The organism is Desulfovibrio sp. JY, assembly GCA_021730285.1.
In the GTDB taxonomy this organism is placed as follows: Bacteria; Desulfobacterota; Desulfovibrionia; order Desulfovibrionales; family Desulfovibrionaceae; genus Solidesulfovibrio.
This window is the reverse complement of sequence record CP082962.1, coordinates 3,260,599-3,275,030: the sequence shown is the minus strand read 5'-3', so window position 1 is coordinate 3,275,030 and position 14,432 is coordinate 3,260,599. Positions and strand designations below refer to the sequence as shown.

Annotated in this window: 11 protein-coding genes; 3 read left to right on the top strand and 8 right to left on the bottom strand. The window is 64.7% G+C overall.

Annotated features, from left to right (window positions below; translation table 11 throughout):
- Positions 1–9 precede the first annotated feature (9 nt).
- From K9F62_14575 to K9F62_14565, 3 genes are all read left to right on the top strand, one after another.
- Entirely contained in the window at positions 10–747 is a 738-nt protein-coding gene (locus tag K9F62_14575; GenBank protein UJX39934.1) for a Smr/MutS family protein, read from the top strand.
- Between the two features lie 84 nt (positions 748–831).
- Entirely contained in the window at positions 832–2,289 is a 1,458-nt protein-coding gene (gene cysS / locus K9F62_14570) for a cysteine--tRNA ligase (protein UJX39933.1), read from the top strand.
- A 20-nt stretch (positions 2,290–2,309) separates the two neighbouring features.
- The gene (locus K9F62_14565) at positions 2,310–3,059 is read left to right on the top strand and encodes an MBL fold metallo-hydrolase (GenBank protein UJX39932.1); all 750 of its coding nucleotides are present in this window, start codon (positions 2,310–2,312) and stop codon (positions 3,057–3,059) included.
- A gap of 143 nt (positions 3,060–3,202) precedes the next feature.
- Here the strand turns inward: K9F62_14565 and treY are convergent, their stop codons facing one another.
- From treY to K9F62_14525, 8 genes are all read right to left on the bottom strand, one after another.
- Positions 3,203–6,022: a malto-oligosyltrehalose synthase gene (gene treY, locus K9F62_14560; protein UJX39931.1), complete on the bottom strand. Its 2,820-nt coding sequence runs from the start codon at positions 6,020–6,022 to the stop codon at positions 3,203–3,205.
- On the bottom strand, positions 6,019–8,445 hold the full coding sequence (locus K9F62_14555; GenBank protein UJX39930.1) for a DUF3536 domain-containing protein: 2,427 nt from the start codon (positions 8,443–8,445) through the stop codon (positions 6,019–6,021). The genes treY and K9F62_14555 overlap by 4 nt, the downstream gene beginning before the upstream one ends.
- Entirely contained in the window at positions 8,442–10,304 is a 1,863-nt protein-coding gene (gene treZ / locus K9F62_14550; protein ID UJX39929.1) for a malto-oligosyltrehalose trehalohydrolase, read from the bottom strand. The genes K9F62_14555 and treZ overlap by 4 nt, the downstream gene beginning before the upstream one ends.
- A gap of 67 nt (positions 10,305–10,371) precedes the next feature.
- Entirely contained in the window at positions 10,372–11,712 is a 1,341-nt protein-coding gene (gene radA / locus K9F62_14545) for a DNA repair protein RadA (protein UJX39928.1), read from the bottom strand.
- A 14-nt stretch (positions 11,713–11,726) separates the two neighbouring features.
- Positions 11,727–12,782 (bottom strand): zinc-ribbon domain-containing protein, encoded by a 1,056-nt coding sequence (locus K9F62_14540; protein UJX39927.1) that lies wholly within the window; start codon positions 12,780–12,782, stop codon positions 11,727–11,729.
- Positions 12,783–12,842: 60 nt separating this feature from the next.
- Positions 12,843–13,361, bottom strand: coding sequence for a hypoxanthine phosphoribosyltransferase (hpt, locus tag K9F62_14535; GenBank protein ID UJX39926.1), 519 nt, complete (start codon positions 13,359–13,361; stop codon positions 12,843–12,845).
- A gap of 32 nt (positions 13,362–13,393) precedes the next feature.
- Entirely contained in the window at positions 13,394–13,861 is a 468-nt protein-coding gene (locus tag K9F62_14530; protein ID UJX39925.1) for an N-acetyltransferase, read from the bottom strand.
- Entirely contained in the window at positions 13,858–14,334 is a 477-nt protein-coding gene (locus K9F62_14525) for a TlpA family protein disulfide reductase (protein ID UJX39924.1), read from the bottom strand. Before K9F62_14525 ends, K9F62_14530 begins: the two co-directional genes overlap by 4 nt.
- Positions 14,335–14,432: the final 98 nt, after the last annotated feature.

Sequence of the window (14,432 nt, the reverse complement as noted above, 5' to 3'; positions counted from 1 at the left end):
TCCTCGGCCATGTCAGCGAAAGACCCCAACAAGGACGGCCATCATCCCTTTGCCGCAGCGCTCAAGGGTGTGAAGGTCGCCAAGAAACAACATCTGCCCGAACAAGTGGCCAAGGTCGTCGCGGCCGCCGCCAAGCCCGCGACACCGGAAGACGCGGACGAATCCGATTTTTTTCGAGCCATGTCCGGCGTGGACAAGCTCGACCGGGAAAAGACCAAGGGCCGCGACGTGCGCCCGGCCGCGCCGCCCCCGCCGCCCCCCTCCCCGGCCGACGACGAGGCCAAGGCCCTTTCCGTCCTGCACGACCTCGTTTCCGGCAAGGTGGACTTCACGCTGGAATACAGCGACGAGTACGTGCAGGGGTTTGTGACCGACCTCGACCCCAAGGTCTACCGCCAGTTGCGCGCCGGCCAGTACTCGCCCGAAGCCCATCTCGACCTGCACGGGCTCAACATCGACCAGGCCAATTTGACGCTTTTGCATTTCGTGCGCGAGCACTACCTGGCCGGCAAGCGCTGCCTGCTCATCATCCCCGGGCGCGGCTCCAACTCCCCCGGCGGCGTGGCCGTGCTCAAGGAAGAACTCAAGACCTGGCTCACCCGCGATCCCTTAAAGCGCGTGGTTCTGGCCTTCAGCACGGCCCTGCCGCGACATGGCGGGGCGGGGGCGCTCTACGTGCTTTTGCGCAAGTTCAAAAAAACCAAGGGAAAAGTCCGCTTCGAAAAGGACTGGCCCGACATCCGCTGACGCCCGGCCGCGCCCACCCGCCCGCCTCCCTTGACTTTCCGGGATCGCTTTGCAACAGGTGGGCACTTTTCATCGGAGGCCTTCATGCAGCTTTTCAACACCATGGCCCGGGCCAAGGAGCCCTTTACCCCGCTTCACCCGGGCAAGGTGGCCATGTACGTCTGCGGCATCACCGCCTATGACCTGTGCCACATCGGGCACGCCCGTTCGTCGGTGGTTTTCGACGTGCTGGTGCGCTACCTGCGCCATCTGGGCTACGACGTCACCTTCGTGCGCAACTTCACGGACGTGGACGACAAGATCATCAAGAAGGCCGGAAGCGAGAACACGACCTGCGCGGCTATCGCCGAACGCTACATCGCCGCTTTTTACGAGGACATGGACAAGCTCGGCATCCTGCGCGCCGACGCCGAGCCCCGGGCCACGGAGTACGTGGAAGCCATGGCGGCCATGGCCGGGCGCCTGATCGAAACGGGCCACGCCTACCGCACCCCGTCCGGGGACGTCTATTTCCGGGTGCGCTCCTTTGACGGCTACGGCAAGCTTTCCGGCCGCGATATCGACGACATGCGCGCCGGCGCGCGGATCGCCCCGGGCGACGAAAAGGAAGACCCCCTCGATTTCGCCCTGTGGAAGGCGTCGAAACCCGGCGAGCCGGTCTGGGAAAGCCCGTTTGGCCCGGGACGGCCGGGCTGGCACCTGGAATGCTCGGTCATGAGCGAAAAGATCCTGGGGATTCCCTTCGACATCCACGGCGGCGGCCAGGACCTCATCTTCCCGCACCACGAAAACGAGATCGCCCAGAGCGAGGCGGCCACAGGCAAGGAATTCTGCCGCTTCTGGGTGCACAACGGCTTCGTGCGCATCAATACCGAGAAGATGTCCAAGTCCCTTGGCAACTTCATCACCATCCGCGACATCTACAAGCGCTACCTGCCGGAAGTGCTGCGCTTTTTCCTTGTCTCCTCCCACTACAGAAGCCCGCTGGACTATTCCGACCAGGCCTTGGACGAAGCGGAAAAAGGCATCAAACGCCTCTACGCGGCCAAGGCGCAAATGGAGCAGGCGCTGACCCGGGCCAAATGGTCGGGGACCAAGCTGCCGGCCGAAATCGCCGAGGAGCTGGCCAGGCACGAACAGGGCTTCACCGCTGCCATGGACGACGATCTCAATACGGCCCAGGCCCTGGGCCATGTGTTCGGCGCGGTGCGGCTGGCCGGGCGGCTCATGGAAGACAAGACCTTGGCCAAGAGCGCCGAAACGGCCGACATCGTGCGGCGCATTCTCACGGATTTCGAGACCTGGTCAATCATTCTCGGCGTGTGCGGCCGGGACAGCCAGGAGTTCCTCGGCGAACTCAAAACCTGCCGCGCCGCGCGCCTGGGCATCGACCCGGCCCGGGTGGATGCCCTCGTGGCCGAGCGCCAGGACGCGCGCAAGGCCAAGGACTTCGCCCGCTCCGACGCCATCCGCGACGAATTGACCGGCCTTGGCGTCACGGTCATGGACACGCCCGCCGGGCCGCAGTGGGACGTGGCCTAAGGCGAGGCCGAAATCGGGCCATGCCGGCGCGCATCGTTTATATCCACCACGACTGCTTCATCCTGGAAGCCGAAGGCAAAACCCTGCTCTTCGACTATCCCGCTCCAAGCTATCTCCCCGAAGCGGCGGCCACGGTCGCCGCTTCGCATATCGACGGCGCGGACCTCACGGTCTTCGTCTCCCACTCCCACGACGACCATTTCGATCCGGACATCGTAAACGCCACGCGCCGGGCGGCCTCGCGCCGGTTCGTGGTGTCCGACGACGTGGCCGACCTCCACGCCGACAGCCTGCCCGCGGACGCGCTGGTCATGGAACCGGATATGGTCAAGGATGTGGACGGGGTGCGCGTCGAAGCCCTGGAAAGCAACGACATGGGAGTGGCCTACCTGATCGACGTCGCCGGGCTTCGCGTCTATTTCGGCGGAGACTTGGCGCTTTGGGACTGGCCCGGGCAATCACCGGCGGCCAGGCGGGCGGTCGGCATGTCCTGGCGGCTGGCGCTCAAACGCATCGCCGCCAAGCCCGTGGATATCGCCTTCTCCAACATGGACCCGAGACTCCCGAGCCTTTCCGGCGCGCCGCAATTCGTGGGAACGGTCAGGCCCCGCGTCTTCGTGCCCATGCACGTCAATGGCAAGACGCACTACCTCGACCGCTTCGCCCCGCAACTCACCCACCCGGACGTCACCCTTTTCCACTACGCCAACGCCGGTGATGTGTTGGAGGTTGGAAGAGGGAAAGAAAATGCGAGAGGGGAAACCCTTTAAAAAGGGTTCTCCCCTCTCGTGCTCTCCCCTTCCTAAATTTTTCAACTATGGTGCTGTGATATCACATCGTACTACTATGAAAAGTCTTGGGAGAGGGGGTCCGGGGGAGAACCTTTCTCCAGAAAGGTTCTCCCCCGGATTCTCTATTCTTCCTCCACTTCCCGCTTCCCGCTGACGAGGAGCGCCACCGGGAAGTCCCGCAGCACGTCCTTGATGTAGCATTCGCCGCAAGAAAACCGTCGACCGGTCATGACGTCCGTGAATTCGGTGATGCCGGGGGCGGGTTCCGCAAGCCGCGTGTCCTCCCAAATGCCGCCCAGGGCGAAGACGGACTCGCCCCGGGAAAGCGCGGCGATGCGCCGGGGCACGAGAGCCAGGGCCGCCTCGCCCTCGAAGGTGCGCCAGAAGCCGAAGAGGCGTTTGGCCTGGCTGCCCTCGAACCGCGCCGGGACATAGGCACCGGAGGTGAACAGCGCCGGCTGGGCGCGTCTGGCGTAAAGCCCCCGCCACAGCGTATAAAGCTTGATCCGGCCGTCTTCGGGCGAGGCCGCAAGCGTTCGGCAAAGGGCCACGGGATCGGCGTCAAAGGCCTTGCCGATCGCGGCAAGCCGCTTCGCTCGGGCGGCAAAATTCACGGGCCGGCGATTGTCCGGGTCGACGAAAGACAGATCCCAGCCCTCGGTCCCCTGATACAGATCCGGGGTGCCGGGACAAGTCAGTTTGAGAAGCGTCTGCGCCAGGGAATAGGAAAAGCCCAATTCCGTGACCCGGCGGCAAAGCGGGGCAACATCGGTCAGAAAAGCGTTCTTGGACGAATCGCGCAACATCCTGGTGGCGAAATCCGTGAGCGCCTTTTCGTATTCCAGGTCCGGATTGAGCCAGTTGGAGCGCTCCTTGCCCTCGCGCACGGCCTTGATCAGAAATGCGACCAGCCGGTCCTTGAATTGCGCCATATCCCCGGCAGCGACCGGATAATGGGCCAGAATCGCCTGGTAGAGCATGTATTCGTCGTTTTTATCCGGCGCGAGCTTGTCACCGATCCTGGTCTTGCGGCGCTGGTTGATGCGCGAAAAACGGGCCAGCCCCGTCCGCCAGACATCGGGAATCTCGGACAGGGCGGCCAGGCGCAGTCGCGCATCCTCGCCGCGCTTGGTGTCGTGGGTGGCGGTGGCGCTCATGGCCGTCGGCCACTGCCTGGCCCGCTCCTCCATGACGCGGTGGAAGGCCGCGGCCGAAAGTCCGAAGGTCCCCGGCTCGCCGCCCACTTCATTCAAGCAAAGAAGCCTGTTGAGCACGTAAAAAGCCGTATCCTCCACGCCCTTGGCCATAAGCGGGCCGGTCACCTGCTGGAAGCGCATGGCGATCCTGGCCCACTGCATCTTCTTTTCCTCGCTGAAATTCTCGTCGTATTGCAGGAGCAGAAACCGCTCCAGAAAATCCAGTTCATAGGCCAGGTCGTCGTTGTGGAGCTTGGCGCTACGCACCGCCGTGCGTATGTAGCCGATGTCCGCCGGCCGCAGGGCGTCCGGGGAGATGTAGGTGCGGTAGACCGGAAAATTGGCCAACACCTCGGACAGCGCCCGCTTGGTCGAACGCAGGGTGATGTCGAAGCCTTGCCGGTCCAGGCTCGAAACGGCATTTATCAGCCGGGCCAGGTTTTCCACGTCGCCGTACATGTGGGTCTCGATGATGCGGCGCTTTTTCCAGACCACCAGATCCTCGGCCCGCTGCCGCCGGCCGGTATAGCCCGCGTAAATTTTCTCGAAGGCCCGTTCCTTGGCGTCGTCCACGAACAGGCGGCACACGGCGTTCATGAAATCGTAGCCCGTGGAGCCGGCAATGGGCCAGAAAGCGGGCAGCGGCTCGTCGCCGACGCAGATTTTTTCCACGACCAGATAGGCGTCGCCGATGGCCTCGCGCAGCCGGCGCAGATAGCGCGAAGGATCGTAGAGCCCGTCGATGTGGTCCACGCGAAGCCCGGAGAAAAGCCCTTCCCGCACCATGTCGAGAATCTTGCCGTGGGAGTTGCGAAACACCGCCTCGTTTTCGACCCGCAGCGAGATGAGGTCGTTTATGGAAAAAAAACGACGGTAATTGATCTCCTCGCCGGCCACCTTCCAATAGGACAGCCGGAAATACTGCTCGGACAGGATGCTTTCGAGAAGCGCCCGCTGATCCCCCTGGCCCTCGATCTCCTCGGTGCCGTTGACCTTGGCCAGGTTTCCCTGGACATGTTCACGCACGGCCTGGCTCGTTTCGGCCAGTTCGTAGAGCATCTGCTTGATGAAATAGATCTGGTCGTAGCGGTCGGTCTGGGGATCGTCGGGCGGCAGGGACTTGATGGTGTAGAGGATGCCGAGGAGCTTGATGTAGTCCGGCGCGTCGCGGCCGATCTTGCGGCGCAGCGCATCGAGGCCCAGCGTGAGGATGCGGATGTAGGAATCGATGCGCAGCGGAAAGCGCAGGTCATAGTAGCGCACGAAAAAGCCGTCGTGGTCGAACCCGATGGCGATCTCGCCGTTCTCCAGGGTCCGGCCGTAAAAATTGCCGAGAAACGGGGCCAGCATCCGACCCTTGATGCTTTCGTAGGGATGGTCCCAGTCGATGTCGAAATAGTGGTAGTAGCGCGACGACGGGCCGTTTTCCAGGACGTCGACCAGCATGCGGTTGTCGCCGGAGACGGCCATGTGGTTGGGCACGATGTCCTGAATCCAGCCAAGCCCGCGTTTTTTGACCTCGGCGGCCAGGGCGCGGAAGCCCTCCTCGCCGCCGAGTTCGGGGTTGATCTCCTTGTGGTCGCACACGTCGTAGCCGTGGGTCGACCCCGGCCGGGCCCGGAAAATGGGCGAGGCATAGATGTGGGAGACGCCAAGGGCAACCAGGTAGTCGAGGACGGCCCGGCAGTCCTCGAAGGTGAAGGTCGGGGAAAACTGCAACCGATACGTGGCAAGCGGCGCGCTCATGCCGGCACCCTCACATGCAACGCGTCGGCCACGGCCTCGAACGCCGCCCGCCAGCGATCGGCGGTCCTGTCGCCCCCGGCGGCGGCGCCGGCCTTGTCCGGGTAGTGGCTGCGCGAAAGTTCGAAAATGATGTTCTGAGCCTTCCACAGGTTCAGCCCCATGGGCAGGTCGCCAAGGCGCGCCAGGGCCTCCTTGACGTTGTCGAGGGCCAGGATGTCCCGGGGCGTCTCGCCAAAGGCCGCCAGCCGCCGGTTGACCCACTGGGCGGCCAGAAGTCCCAAGGCGTCGTAGTCAAGGGTCAGCCCGAAGCCCCTGGCCTCCTTGATGCGGTCGTCCAGGCGGTCGAGGTTCATCGCCTCGCCACCGAGCATCCGCTTGAGGTCGGTTTCCACGACAAAGGCGGCGGCGTCCAGGAAATGGCGCGGCGGCGGCACGGACAGCCATTGGAGAAAACGCAGCACGGGGTAGTTGTTCTCGAAAACCTTGCGATAGGTGGCTTCGGCCTCCTGGTAGGCCGGGGAAAGCACCTCGGCCACCACCTTGCGCTGCTCGTCGCGAAACAGGTGCCAGATGGAATAGATGTTTTGCCCGAAGTGGGCGTCGAGGGTGCGGATGGTCTCGGGCAGGTCGCCGCGCTCGAAGGCCTGACGCAAGGCGCTCTCCATGCCGCGCATGGCCTCGGGGTCGCCCAAGGCGGCGATGCCGCAGGTCAGGTTGTGGTCGCCGGCATGGATGACGGCGAACTGCACGTCGAGGTGCTCCAGGGTGACCACCGAGGCGATCGACGCCCGGCCCGTCACCAGCCGCGACCGGCCAGCCCGTTCGCGAAGCGAGATGGTGCCCCGTACCGTGTAGCAACCGAAAGCGTAGTGCTCGGGATAGCCCTCGAAAAGCGAGGCGATGGCGTAGTGCGCGCCGACCCGGGGCAGGGTCACGGCGGCCGGCTTGGCGTACTTCTCGTAGGCCGCAAGCCCGCTTTGCAGCACGTTGCTCGGGGCCTGGCGCAACTTTTCGGTAAACGCGCTTTCCAGGGAGACGCCGTCGAGCTCCAAAGCGAGCTGGATGGCCCGGGCGGCGTATTGCAGGATCTGCACCGTCTCGATGCCGGAGATCTCGTCGAAGAACCAGCCGCAGCTGGTGAAAATGAGCATGGCGTAGCGCTGGAGCTCCATAAGCTTGAGCGCCGTGACCATGTTTTGCGGCGAAAGACGCTTTCTGGAGTGGGCGGCGAGAAAGGCGGACACCCGCTCGGGGGAACGGTCGAGCATGACCTCGATGTAGGCGTCGCGGGCCTTCCAGATGCCCTTGAAATAGGCCGGGGCCAGGCGTTCGTGAATCTCGACGCACTTGTCGCGCAGCCAGTTCATGGCCTCCCGAAGCGGCGCGCGCCACTTCTGGTTCCAGCCGCCGTGCATGCCGGAATTGCAGCCGCAGTCGGCGCGCCAGCGCTCCACGCCGTGGATGCAGCTCCAGGAGGAATTCTCGAAAATCGCGGCCTCGAACCGGGGCGGATGGCGGTCGAGATAGGCGGCGTAATTTATGAGTTCCACCGAGGGATCGGATTCGATCAGCGACAGGCAATAGGTCAGCGCCATCTCGCCGGAACTGTGGTGGTGGCCGTAGGTCTCGCCGTCGGTGGCGATGTGCACGAGCTGCGGCCAGTCGCGGCCGGCGTCGGTAAACGCGGCCATGAGCCGAGAATGGAAGGCCTCGCCCGTGGCCAGCATGTCGCCGAAGGCCAGATCCTGGGAGATGGGGCCGTCGTAGAAAAAGACGTTGATGGATTTCCCCCGGGGGAGCTTCACGACATACGGCGTGGTCGGGTCCACCCGGCTGTCGGAAACGTCCTGCCACGCCCCGCCGCCAAGCGGCCGCACCCTGGCCGCCTGCCTGGGGGCCAGGATGGTGAAGCGGATGCCGGCGTCGGCCAAGATGGTCAGGGTCTCCAGGTCCACGGCCGTTTCCGGCAGCCACATGCCCTCGGGGTCGCGGCCAAAGCGGGAGCGGAAATCGGCAATGCCCCAGCGGACCTGGGTGATCTTGTCGCGCCGGGCAGCCAGCGGCATGATCATGTGGGAAAAGGCCTGGGCCATGGCCGAGCCGTGGCCGTCGAAGCGCTCCATGGACAATTTGTCCGCGTCCACGATGGCCTGATGGAGTTTGGGATGGTGGCGTTGCATCCAGGAGAGCAAGGTGGGGCCGAAGTTGAAGCTGATCTTGGAATAGTTGTTGATGATGTCGATGATGCGCCCTTCCCCGTCCAGGATGCGGGAGGCGGCGTTGGGTCCGTAGCACTCGGCCGTGATGCGCTCGTTCCAGTCGTGATACGGATGGGCCGAGTCCTGGACCTCGACTTCCTCCAGCCAGGGATTTTCCCGGGGCGGCTGGTAAAAATGGCCGTGAATGCAAATGTAGCGGCTCATGTGGGCATGTTCTCCGAAAATCTGTAGACGCAGGCGCAATGCGCCGGCAGGGAAAAGAAGCTCGTGGACAGACGCTCTGGCGTCATGGCGCCCCAGCCGCCGAAACGGACCTCGGCGGCGTCCAGGAGCCGGACGTAGTCGCCGGGCCGGCCGGCCGTGCCGACTTTGACCCGGGACGGACGCTTGGCTGCATTGAAGAGGCACAGGTAGCGGCCGTCGCCACCCCGGCGCTCCATGGCCAGGGCGCGGTAGGCGTCCAGGGGCCAGACCCGGGTCAGGCGGCGGCGCGTGTCGGACAGGGCCGGGCTTGCGGCGCGAAGGTGCAACAACTCCCGGTACCAGGCGAACATGGCGGCGTGGTCGGGCGAGGCGAGCTTGGCCCAATCCGGACGGCTGGCCTCGAAGGTCGCCTGGGCAAAGGGGTCCGGCGGCTCGCCGCGCCAGCGAAACGAGGCGAACTCGCGCTTTCGTCCCTTGCGCACCGCATCGACGAGGCCGGCGTCCAGATGGCTGATAAAATAGAGAAATGGCCGTGCCTCACCCCACTCCTCGCCCATAAAGAGCAACGGCGAGCCCGGGGACAAAATAAGCAGCGCGGCGGCCAGCCTGGCCGCTTCGGGACCGACCAGGTCAATCAGCCGCTCGCCCATGGCCCGGTTGCCGACCTGGTCGTGGTTCTGGATGCAGTTGACGAAGCGGTCGGCCGGGAGATGCGCGGCGTCGCCACCCCGGCGATGGTTAAAAAACGGGGAATGGCGGCCGGCGTAGACAAACCCTTCGGTCACGGCCGCAATCAGGTCGTCGCGGCTGCCGTAATCGGCGTAGTAGCCGCGCTTTTCGCCGGTGAGCAGCGCATGGACGGCGTGGTGGAAATCGTCGTTCCAGACGCCATCGAGCCCCATGCCGCCGGCGGCTTCCTCGGTAATGACGGCCGGATCGTTGCAATACGTCTCGGCCACGACGAAGACGCGCCTTCCCGCGCCGGCCACCCAGGTCTCCACCCGGGCGGCCAGTTCGGCCGCCACGTGGATCGGGCTCTGATCGTAGATGGCGTGCACCGCGTCGAGGCGCAGGCCGTCGATATGGTACTCCCGCAGCCAGTAGAGCGCGTTGCCGATGAAAAAGTCCCGCACCGGGCCGCTGCCCGGACCGTCGAAGTTGACGGCCTCGCCCCAGGGCGTGTGGTAGCGGTCGGTGAAATAGGGTCCGAAATCGCGCAGGTAATTCCCCTCGGGGCCAAGGTGGTTGTAGACGACGTCGAGAATAACGGCGATCCCGGCGGCGTGGCAGGCGTCGACGAGCCGGGCGAGTCCGGCCGGACCGCCGTAGGCCGCGGACGGGGCGTAGGGATAGACGCCGTCGTACCCCCAGTTGCGAGCGCCCGGAAACTGGGCCACGGGCATGAGCTCCAGGCAGGTGACGCCAAGCTCGCCCAGGTGCGGCAGGCGCGTTATGGCCGCGTCGAACGTGCCTTCCGGGGTGAAGGTGCCGACATGGATTTCGTAGGTGATGCGCGCCTCGGGCGCTGGCGGAGCAAAGCCGGCGTCGGTCCAGGCGAACGCGCCGGTATCGACCAGGGCCGAGGGGCCGTGGACATCGTCCGGCTGGTGGGGCGAGGCGGGATCGGCCCGACGAACCTCCCCATCAAGCTCGAAAAGGTAGCGTGTGCCCGAAACGAGACCGTCCGTTTCGACCGTGAAGTAGCCGCCGGGGAGCGGCTCCATTGGGAAGGATTGCGCCGTATCGGGCAGGATCAGGGCAAGTTTTTTGCGTTTGGGCGCCCAGACGGTGAAGCGCCAGGAAGCGGAGCCGGTTTTTTGCGGGCCGACCGGCAACGACCCGGAGAAGATTCGCTGCATACATATTTGTATGCACCAATCTCAAGGAAGGGTCAAATCACGATGACAGCCGGATGCGCTCCGCGTCTCACGCTTTGGCGAAAAGCAGGCGCGCCAGATCGGGCAGGGTTTCGACCTTGTGCCCGCGCCCGGCGGCGTTGGGGCACAGGATGGGGCCGTAGCCCAGGCGCTCGGCCTGCTTGAGGCGCGTGTCATGGCCGGCCGCGGGCCGGATGCGCCCCGACAGGTCCACCTCGCCCCAAAAGACCGCCCCGGCCGGCAGCGGCCGGTCGTAAAACGAGGACAGCACGGCGGCGGCGATGCCGAGATCCAGTCCCGGGTCGGGGATTTTGAGCCCGCCCCCGATCTTGGCGTAGAGGTCCACCTGGCCGAGGTTTAAGCGCAGACGCTTTTCCAGAACCGCCAAAAGCAGGTGCAGCCGGCCGACGTCGAGCCCCAGCGCCGCCCGGCGGGGCATGGACAAAAAGGATTTGGCGGCCAGCGCCTGGACCTCCACGGCAAAGGGCCGGCGGCCTTCCACAGCCATGACCACGGCCGAGCCGGACACGGCCGGATCGCGGTCGCCCAGGAAAAACGTGGACGGATCGGGAACTTCCGAAAGCCCCCGCTCGCGCATTTCCATGACCAGCAGTTCGTCGGTGGGGCCGTAGCGGTTTTTGAGCACGCGCAGGATGCGGAAAAGATGTCGGCGCTCGCCTTCGAGGTAGAGCACGGTGTCGACCATGTGCTCCAGGAGCTTGGGCCCGGCAATCTGGCCGTCCTTGGTCACGTGGCCGACGAGCATGAGGCAGGCCTGGCCGCGCTTGGCCGCCTCCACGCAGGAGGCCGCCACGCCGCGCACCTGGGAAACGGAGCCGGGAGCGCCTTCCACACCGGAAACATGCATGGTCTGGACGGAATCGAGGATGACGAGGTCAGGGGCCGGCGTCGCGCCGAGAATATCGACCACCGCGCCGGCATCGGTGGTGGCGGCGGCGAGCAGCCCGTCGTGCAGCACACCCAGGCGTTCGGCCCGGGCCTTCAGCTGCGGCAGGGATTCCTCGCCCGAAACGTACACCACGCGCCGGCCGGCGGCAGCGGCAAGGCCGGCCAATTGCAGCAGCAGCGTGGACTTGCCGATGCCCGGTTCGCCGCCCAGCAGCACGGCCCCGCCCGGGGTCAGCCCGCCGCCGAGCACCCGGTCCAGGCCGTCGATGCCGGTCGATGCGGGGGTGAAATCCTCGCCCGGATGGCTGCCGAGCGGCACGGGCGTGGCGGACGCCGCGGCCAGCGCCCGGGAACCGCCCGGACCGGCCACGCCTTCGACGAGGGTGTTCCAGGCCCCGCAGCGGGGACACTGCCCCCGCCAGGTGGGGGACACCCCGCCGCAGGCCGAACAGGTGAAAATCTTCTTGGCCTTGGCCGCCATGCGCGTTGCCGCCGCTACTGGCGGGGCGGGTCCTTGGCGTCGATGACCTTGACGCCGAATTCCTTGACCGCTTCGGGCGGATCGAAAAAGACGATCATGAAAGGCGCTTCGCCGCCCGGGGCGATGTTGGTGTTGTTGGTGAGCACGCCGACCTGGGAAGCCAGGGCGTTTTTCAGCTCGTCCCGGGTCATGACCTGCAGCTGGAAAAGCGACACCGTGTTGCCGGCCAGCTCTTCCTGGGTGGCCAGGGAACCGCCCTTCTCGTCGAAGAGCGTCGCCTCGAGCTTGATCATTTCCTTGGGCGTCTTGAAATTGTTGACCGCCTTGCCCTCGATCACGAAAAGCTGCCCCGCCTTCTCGTTGGACACGTAGTACTGGCGGACGTTTTGCAGCATGATGTCCTTGACCTTGGCCGTCTCCTCGGGCTTTTTCGCGCCCTCCCCCTCGGCGGCAGCGGGCTTCTCCGGCGCGGCCTTCTCGGCCTTTTCGGCCGTCGCGCCCTTTTCCGGCGTGGCCGGGGCCTCGGCCGCCGGCGGCGTCGCGCCCGGCTTGACGGACTTCGCCCCCGGCATCAGATCCAGGAAATAGATGGCGGCCAGCGTGGCCGCGAGCACCAGCACGATGGCGCCGAGGATGATGCCGATGCGACGGCGTCGGTCTTTTGACACCGTGCTGCCGGGCAGCGGAATGTCGGCAACGTCGTCGAGGCTGAATCCCGGCTTGACCGGGCCGGTGTCGAGATCTTCCTCGGGAGTCTCTTCCTCGGCCGAGGCTTCATAGGACTCGGAATGAAAGAGATCGGGCGGCGCTTCGTCGGAAGCGGCCTGATCGGCCCGGGCTCCGGGCGCGGCGGACTTCTCCGTCTCGGCGGCGGCGGCCGGCGTTTCGGCCATGTCGTCGGGAAAATCGAAATCCGACAGGTCCTCCGAAACGGGCGGCGCGGCCGGAGCCGGAGGATCGACATGGAACACCTGGCGGCATTTGCCGCAGCGCAGCTTGGCGCCGTCCGGACCAAGCCGGTCATCGGGCAGATTGAACTTGGACTGGCAATTCGGGCACTGTACTATCATGACGGTCTATCCCATGCCGGTTACGGTTTGGGTCACGCTATGCAATTATAAGGCCGCACGCTACCCGATCAACTCGTACACACCGCGCAGTCGGCGCAACCGTTCCCCGATGTCCATACCGTAGCCCACAAGATAGACAGGGGGCGCCGGGAAGCCCACAAAATCCGCGGTCACGTCCACCTCGCGGCGATAGGCCTTGTCCAGAAAGGTGCATATCTTGATGCTGGCCGGATTGCGCCGCGACAGGATGTCCAAGAGATAGGACAGGCTGCGGCCGGTGTCCACGATATCCTCCACCAGGAGGACATGACGGCCGGCGATGTCGCTTTGCAGGTCCATGAGAAACCGCAGCTGCCCGGGTGCGGTGTCCGAGCCGTAGCTGGCCACCCGAATGAAATCGAGCACCGGGCAGAAATCCAGGGCCCGCAGCAGATCAGCCATGAAAGGCAGCGCGCCCTTGAGCACGCCGACCATGACCACGTCCTTGCCGGCGTAATGGGCCGACACCTCCCGACCAAGTTCGGCCACCCGCGCCGCAATGGCCGCTTCGCCGAACACCTCGCGCAATGTCTCCGCCATGTCGCTTTGCAATCGCCTTTTCCGTTTCGCGCCTACATTTCCATGATCAGCGCGTGTTCGTCGCACTCGGGAAATTTCGGGCAGTTGATGCAATCGGCCCAGACCTTTTGGGGCAACTGTTCCTTCTCCGCCGGAGCAAATCCCAGGCGCTCGAAGAAATGCGGCCGATAGGTCAGGGTGAAAACCTTGTAAATGCCAAGCGTGACCGCGTCGGACAGGCAGGCCTCCACCAGCTTGCCGCCCCAGCCATGCTTCTGGATTTCCTCGCTCACGGCCAGGGAGCGTATCTCGGCGATATCCTCCCAGGTGATGGACAGGGCGCAGCAGCCGAGGATGCCCGGAATGTCGTGGCCGGCCAGAACGAAAAAGTCGCGCAGATGGCTGTAAAGCTGATTGAACGAGCGCGGCAGCAGGAATTCCTTCTTGGCGCAGTGCATCAGCAGCGCGTGGATCTGCTTGACGTCCTGGATTCTCGCCTTGCGGATGAAAAAATTGCTCATGAACCAATGTCTTTTTTAAGCAGGGTCTCTATGGACTGCCGCAGCATGTCGCCGGGCATGTACCCGGCATGGTTGACCGCCTGTTGCCCCTTGCCGTCGTAAATGAGCGTCTTGGGGATCATCTTGACCCCGAAGGTGGACAGCACGTCCGGGTCGGCCAGATGCACCGGGAAATTGAACGGCGTCTGCTTGACGAAGCGGAAATACTCCCCCTTGTCCTGGTCGAGAGAGATGCCGATAAAAACAACCTTGTCGGCCGGATAGTGCTTGCGGGCCTCGATGAAGTCCGGAATCTCCATCAGGCAGGGACGGCACCAGGAGGCGAAAAAGTCCACCACCACAACCTTGCCCTGGGCGGCTACAATGGCGTCGAGCACGCCCTGCCCCTTGATCGGGCCGGCATCCTGGGCCAGCCCGCGTGATACCGTCGCAAGCAGCAAGGCCAGCATGAAAAAAACTATGCGTTTGCGCAAGGATAATCCTCCGAAATAACGACTCCGGCGCGGACGCGCACGCCCGCCCCGTGCCAGATGCTTTTAGGATAAATGAACCTGGGGGGAAACCTTGTCTT